This is a genomic window from Rhodococcus sp. 06-462-5 (assembly GCF_002258315.1).
In the GTDB taxonomy this organism is placed as follows: domain Bacteria; phylum Actinomycetota; class Actinomycetes; order Mycobacteriales; family Mycobacteriaceae; genus Rhodococcoides.
On sequence record NZ_NOYD01000005.1, the window covers coordinates 212,325 to 218,328 of the forward strand.

1 protein-coding gene is annotated in these 6,004 nt (G+C 64.1%); it reads right to left on the reverse strand.

The genetic code is table 11. From position 1 onward, the window contains the following. Window positions 1-75: 75 nt before the first annotated feature. On the reverse strand, window positions 76-5,814 hold the full coding sequence (locus CH251_RS03395; protein ID WP_256978777.1) for a non-ribosomal peptide synthetase: 5,739 nt from the start codon (window positions 5,812-5,814) through the stop codon (window positions 76-78). Window positions 5,815-6,004: the final 190 nt, after the last annotated feature.

A 6,004-nucleotide genomic window follows, 5' to 3' on the forward strand; every position in this document is an offset into this window, starting at 1 on the left:
TCGTTACCCTCGAACTGACGCTACGTTCACGTGTGAGCTGCTCGGCGATACGACTCCATCCGGTGCCGCTCGACGTCAGCGCGATGTCCATTCGTCGAGGACGGGTCCGATCTCGGCGAGGGCCGACGCCGACGCCATCTGCCAGTGCGTCGAATGAACTTGCGTCACGGTCGGTTTCCCGTCGACGAACTCGGTCCATGTCGATGCACCGGCATCACCGGTCGGGTCGTCGACGACGGACGCGAAATAGAGCAGCGCACCGTCGAACCACTCAGGCTCATGGGCCTGCAGAATCGCGGCCGACTGCTCGATTCCGTCGACGATGCCCTGCACCCGATCTCTGGACAAGGCATCGAACGGAGCGGGCATGGTGCGCAGTAGCGCCATAGCGGAATCGACGGACAGTTCGGACACGTCCGAGTCGTGTTCGGAGTCGATGCCCAACCCGCCGAGCACCTCCCCCGCAGTCACCGTCCGTTCGACGAGGTGCGTGGTTCGGGACAGCACGAACGAATCCATCATCGCCAGCGTCGACACCGTCTCGCCGAGCCGACGCAACTGCACGGCGACGGCATGAGCGATGACGCCACCCATCGACCACCCCAGCAGGTGGTAAGGACCGCTGGGCTGAATCTCGCGGATCCGATCTACGAAGGTCGATGCCCACTCCTCGATCGAGGCGGGCATCGGGTCGCCGGCGAGTACCGGCGATTGCAGGCCGTACATGGGCCGCGTGCTGTCGATGTACGGCGCAAAGCCGCCGAACGCCCACGACAGTCCCACGATCGGATGTACACAGAAGAGTGGTGTTCCGCTGCCGCCGCGCAGTTCGACGACGGTGTCCAGTCCGGTCTCCTCGGCGATCGGAGTACCGGCACGACGCGCCGCGTCGATCCGAGACGCCAACGCCGTGACCGAGGAATCGGAGAACAGCCACGACACCGGCACCGTCACGCCTTCGAGGGAGCGGCCCAATCGGGACACGAGCTTCATCGCCGACAGCGAGTTTCCGCCCAGCGAAAAGAAGTCGTCGTCCGCACCTACTCGCTCGACGCCCAGTACATCTGCGAACACCGACGCCACTGCCTCTTCCACCGCAGTGGCAGGAGAGCGGAATTCGCGTGCCTCGAACACCGGATCCGGCAACGCTCGGCGATCGAGCTTGCCCGCCGGATTCAGCGGAAGTGACTGCAGAACAACAAAAGCCGACGGAACCATGTACGACGGAACCAGCGAGCCGAGCCTGGTGCGAACATCCTCGATATCGAGAACCGCATCGGCTACCGGTACGAGGTATGCAGCCAGGAGGTCACCGGCGACCGAACCGGAGACCACGACCACCGCCTGACCGATCCCGGGCAACGATGTCAGAGCGGTCTCGATCTCCCCGAGCTCGATGCGCTGACCGCGGAACTTGACCTGGAAGTCGGTACGTCCGATGTACTCGATACGGCCGTCGCCGAGCATCGACCATCGCACCAGGTCGCCCGTTCGGTACATGCGGTCACCGGCGCTGCCGAACGGATCGGCCACGAACCGTTCGGACGTCAGGTCCGGTCGTGCGACATAACCGCGGGCCAACTGCACGCCCGCCAGATACAGCTCACCGGGCACACCGGCAGGAACCGGATTCAATCGCGAATCCAGAACTCGTACAGCAGTATTCCATTCCGGAACACCGATCGACACCGAACCGTCGCCGGACACGGAACCTAGGTCGAGTGCGTCATCGGAGACGTCACGATAGGTCACCGACACCGCCGCCTCGGTGGGACCGTATAGATTGTGCACTCGCGCGTTCGACACTGCGCGGCAGGCCGCCACCGTCCGAGCGGGCAGAGCCTCTCCGATGACGAATATGTGCCGCAGTGTGGATATCGATTCCGCAGCAACGGATTCCGCAAAGACGGTCAACATCGACGGTACGAAATCGGTCACGGTCACTCGGTGTCGAGAGATCAGGCCGCCGACGACATCGACCTCGCGCTGCGCACCCGGCGGCGCGACGATCAGCTGCCCGCCGGTCCGCAGGGGAAGAAAGAAGCCCCACAGTGACACGTCGAACGTCGTCGCCGTTTTCTGTAGGTACACGTCCGATTCGTCGAGTCCGTACTCCTCGGCCATCCAGACCATCTGATTGACGATGGCCCGATGCTCGACGGCGACACCCTTGGGCATGCCCGTCGAACCCGACGTGAACAGGACATACGCGAGATCGGCGGAGTGGGGACGACCGAACGTGGGCACAGCATCGATCCGCTCCACCCCGTCGACGAGCAGGACCGGGACATCGCTGCCCGTCGTGAATTCTTCTCTGCTGGTGGACAGTACGACCATCGGATCTGCCGTGGAGAGAATGTGATCGTTTCGCTCGGTCGGTTGATCGGGGTCGAGGGGAACGTAGGCCGCACCGGTGCGCACCACCGCGTACATCCCGACGACCAGTTCGACGGACCGCCTCATGGCCAACCCGACGAGCGCGCCGGGACCGGAGCCGTCCTCATGCAACCGCTGCGCGACGGCATCCACCCGAGCCGAGAACTGGGCGTAGGTGAGCACATCGTCACCGAAGACAACGGCTACGGCATCCGGCGTCGCAGCGACCTGTCGATCGAATCCGTCGAGCAGCAGCTCTTCATCGGGGACACTCGAATCTCGGGTGTCGTTCCACTGCAACAGAATCCGGTCTCGTTCGGAGTCCGATACGATCTCGAGGTCACCGGAAGCTACGTGCGGGTTCTCGGTCACAGCAACGAGCAACGCGAGCAGCCGCTCCCCGAAGGCGACCACGGTGCCCTCGTCGAACAGGTCGGTCGCATACAGGAGTTCGCCGGCGAGTCCACCCGCCGACTCCGTGAACGTGACCTGCAGATCGAACTTGGCCGAGAACGCTGCGGACCCGAACCGCGAGACCGTCAAGCCGGGAAGCTCGAACGTCCCCTCGGAGAAATTCTGGAAGAACAGTGCAACCTGCACCAGGGGGTGTCGGTTCTGCGATCGCACCGGGTCGAGCACCTCGACCAGGCGCTCGAACGGCACTTCCGCGTTCTCGAAGGCGTCCATGTCGGAGATCCGCACATGGTCCAGCAGCTGAGCAATCGATCGATCTCCGTCGATCCGTGTCCGCAGGATCACCGTATTGACGAACATGCCGACCAGATCGTCGAGCCCGGCATCGCCGCGGCCACCGACCGGTGCACCGACGGCGACGTCGGGGGACCCGGACAACCGCGCAAGCAGAACCGCCAACGCCACGTGTACCACCATGAACGGTGTCGCGTCATGCCTGCGCGCGAGTTCGACGATGCGCTCGTACGTCTCGGGCTCGACGACGAACTGCGTCAGTCCACCTCGCCCGGACGCCACCCGGGGACGTGGTCGATTCCATGGCAACTGCAGTTGCTCCTGGGTGCCTGCCAATGCAGCTTTCCAGAAAGCGATCTGCCTGGACGTCAACGAATTCGGATCGTCCTCGGAACCGAGCATCTCGTGTTGCCACAGTGTGTAGTCGGCGTACTGCACAGCCAGCGGAGGCCACTCCGGTGCATCTCCCGCCGCCCGAGCCACATAGGCAGTCATCACATCTCGTGACAGCGGACCCATGGACAACCCGTCGGCAGAGATGTGATGAGCGACGAAAGCCAACACGAATTCCGGCTCGGAACCATCCGGGTCCTTGATCTCGAACAGCCGAACCCGAAACGGAATCTCCGTCGTCACGTCGAATCCCCTCGACAGGAACTCGCCCACCGCCTCGGGTGCCGACTCGGGTGACGCCGGAACGACCTCCATGGTGACATCGACACCGGACACGTCGAGAATCTGCTGGAACCCCGTTCCGTCGAGTTCGGGATACACGGTGCGCAACGACTCGTGCCGAGCGATCACATCGTCTATCGCCGCGCGCATCGCATCGACGTCGAGTGCTCCGGTCAGAGCCAACGCCACCGGCACGTTGTTCATCGCCGATGCAGTGTCGAATCGGTTGAGGAACCACATGCGCTGCTGCGCCGGAGAAAGCGGAATATGTTGCGGGCGCGGCCTGGAGGAGTCCAGTACGGTCAGCGCGTCGGCCTCGGCCGTATCGATCGACGCGGCCAAGGACTCGACGGTGGCGTTGTCGAACAGAGCCCGCGGTCGCACTCGGCGCCCGAGGGCTGCGCCGATGCGCGCAGCAGCCTGCGTCGCAAGGAGCGAGTTGCCACCCAGCGAGAAGAACTCGTCACTGGCCCCCACCTCGTCCACACCGAGCAAGTCGGCGAACACGTCGGCCACGGCGATCTCGGTCGGAGTCGTCGGAGCGCTGAACTCGCGCACGGCGAACACCGGTTCCGGTAGCGCACTTCGATCGAGCTTGCCCGCCGGTGTCAGTGGAATCGACTCGAGTATCGTCAGCGTCGTCGGGACCATGTGGGCAGGCAAGTATCTCTTCGCTGCGTCCAGGACCTCATCGACGTCGAGATCCACCCCCGCGTTCGGCAGAACGTAGCCGACCAGTTCGGTTGCGCCGGAATCACGTCGATATCCGACGGTCACTGCGAAGTCGACCCCGTCGACGGCCGCGAGCACCGCGTCGATCTCCCCGAGTTCGATGCGAAAGCCTCGCAGCTGAATTTGGGCGTCGTTGCGACCGACGTACTCCACCGCGGGTCCGCTGTCGCCCTGTCGCCACCGAACCAGGTCGCCGGTTCGGTACATCCGCGAATGCGACTCATCCCCAACTACTGCAAAGGGATTGGCCACGAACCGTTGAGCCGTGAGCCCCGCACGCTCGAGATAGCCGCGGGCCAGTCCCGGCCCACTCATGTACAACTCCCCCACCACACCCGCCGGCACCGGCCGGAGTCGGTCGTCGAGCACATGACTGGCCATACTCTGTGTGGGAGAGCCTATGTCGACAGCCCCGCCGGAGACTAGCGGGGCGGACAGACTGCAGATGACGGTCGTTTCGGTAGGACCGTAGGCGTTGTGGAACTGCCGACCACGGGCCCACCGTCCCATCAGCTCCGCGGTGAAGGTTTCCCCACCGACGGCGAGCGCGCGAAGTTCGGGAAGGTCGCCGGAATCCATTGTCGTCAGCGCGGCAGGCGTGATGATCGCGTGAGTGACTCGATGCTCCGCCATGATCTCGGTCAATTCCGTGCCGCCGTAGATGCCCGACGGAACGATCACCATCATCGACCCGTTCACGATGGAGATCAGCAGTTCCAACACCGAGGCGTCGAAACTGGGTGAGGCGAAATGCATTGTGCGAGAGTCACCGGAGGTGGCGAACGTTTCGTTGACCGTGGCAGCGAGCGGGGCAAGCCCGGCGTGCGTGACCGCGACCCCTTTCGGCCTTCCGGTCGACCCGGACGTGTAGATCACGTACGCGAGATTCGCGGGAACCGGCTGAGCCAGTCGGTCCTGCGGTGCGATCGGCTCTGCTGACAACTGCTCGAGTTGCCGCTCTTCGTCGGTCCCGTCCAGTGCGATCCACGACACTCCGTCGGGCAGCTCGGCCACCCGGTCGGACGTCGTCAGTCCCCATCGAACACCGGAGTCGGTCACCATGTGCTCGATTCGCCCGGGGGGATACCGCAGATCGATCGGCAGGAAGGCTCCGCCGGACTTCGCGACCGCCCACACCGAGGCCACGGACTCGATGGATCGATCGAGCGCGATCGCCACCAGGTGGTCCGGTCCGACGCCGTGAGAGATCAACAGCCGAGCCAATTTCGACGACTGCCCGTCGAGTTCTTCGTACGTAACCGACGTTTCGCCGAAAACGAGCGCAGTACCCGTCGGATTCTTCTCGACCGCTGCCGAGAGCAATGCCGGCAGGGTAGGAACCCGTGCGGGTCGGCTACGGCCCGGTTTCGGACGCCTCTTACGTCCATTCGGTCGCTTTGCCTCACCCGACGTACTGGTCCCCGACCAATCCGAACTCACTGAACACTCCTCATCGGCGGCGCTCCCGCACAACCACGTCAGTGACGCGTGCCGAGAACGCTCACCGTCTCTA